The 1,225-nt window shown below is 55.0% G+C and carries 1 protein-coding gene; it reads left to right on the top strand.

Annotated features, from left to right (window positions below):
* Positions 1 to 56: 56 nt before the first annotated feature.
* A protein-coding gene (locus tag F3J43_RS23645) for an IS3 family transposase (protein ID WP_166893005.1) occupies positions 57 to 1,207 on the top strand; the annotation gives its coding sequence in 2 pieces (ribosomal slippage) (positions 57 to 300 and positions 300 to 1,207; 1,152 coding nt in all).
* Positions 1,208 to 1,225: the final 18 nt, after the last annotated feature.

The raw sequence follows: 1,225 nt of genomic DNA, 5'->3' as shown, positions 1-1,225 counted from the left end.
CCCCTGGTTCCGTAGACACCTCCAAGCCTCATAATGAGGCCCAAATAGGAGGTGCCATGAGTCGTCAGCGTTACCCTGAAGAATTCAAGATCGAAGCGGTCAAGCAAGTGACCGAGAAAGGCAAGCCTGTCGCCGACGTTGCCCAGCGCTTGGGCATGTCCGTTCACAGCCTCTACGCCTGGATCAAGCTCTACAGCAAACCCCAAGAGCAGCGTCAGCAAGACGATGACCAGCAAGCCGAACTGCGCAAGCTGCGCGCTGAACTCAAGCGCGTGACGGAAGAGCGAGACATCTTAAAGAAGGCCGCCGCGTACTTTGCCAAGGAGTGCGGCTGAAGTACGCCTTCATCAAAAAGCACTCGACCGATTACCCAGTGCGGCGTCTTTGCCAAACCCTCAAGGTGCATCCTAGCGGCTACTACGCCTGGCTGGCCGAGCCTCAATCTGCCCGAGCAAAAGAAGATCATCGTCTGCTTGGCTTGATCAAACATGCTTGGCTCGAAAGCGGAGGTGTGTACGGCTACCGCAAAATTCATGATGACCTGCGTGAGCTGGGAGAGACATGCGGGCGAAATCGAGTCGGTCGTTTGATGCAGGCAGAGGGACTGCGTTCGCAAACTGGCTATCGGCGGCGTCCGGGGTTTTACGGTGGAAAACCAACAGTGGCCTCGCCCAACCATCTCGCGCGGCAGTTCAAAGTCAGTGAGCCGAATAAGGTCTGGGTGACCGACATCACCTACATCCGCACGTATGAAGGTTGGCTGTATCTGGCGGTTGTGCTGGATCTGTTCTCTCGCCAAGTCATCGGTTGGTCAATGAAGCCCAGGATGTGCAGCGACCTGGCCATCGACGCCATGCTGATGGCCGTGTGGCGACGCAAGCCACAGCAGCATGTGATGATTCACTCAGATCAAGGCAGCCAGTTCAGTAGCTCAGATTGGCAAAGTTTCTTGAAGGCCAACAACGTGATTAGCAGCATGAGTCGCCGAGGAAACTGCCATGACAACGCCGTGGCCGAGAGCTTTTTCCAGCTTTTGAAGCGGGAACGAATCCGGCGAAAGATCTACGGAACGCGGGACGAAGCCCGAAGTGATATTTTCGATTACATCGAGATGTTCTATAACCCCAAACGCCGACACAGCAGTGCTATGCAGCTGTCGCCAGTAGAGTATGAGAAACGCTATTTTCTTAGCTTGGAGAGTGTCTAGGAAACCAGGGGCGATTCA

The sequence above is a fragment of the Pantoea sp. Cy-639 genome, assembly GCF_011752525.1.
Classification (GTDB): Bacteria; Pseudomonadota; Gammaproteobacteria; order Pseudomonadales; family Pseudomonadaceae; genus Aquipseudomonas.
Note: the sequence above shows the minus strand (reverse complement) of the source record. Positions and strands in the feature narration are given on the sequence as shown.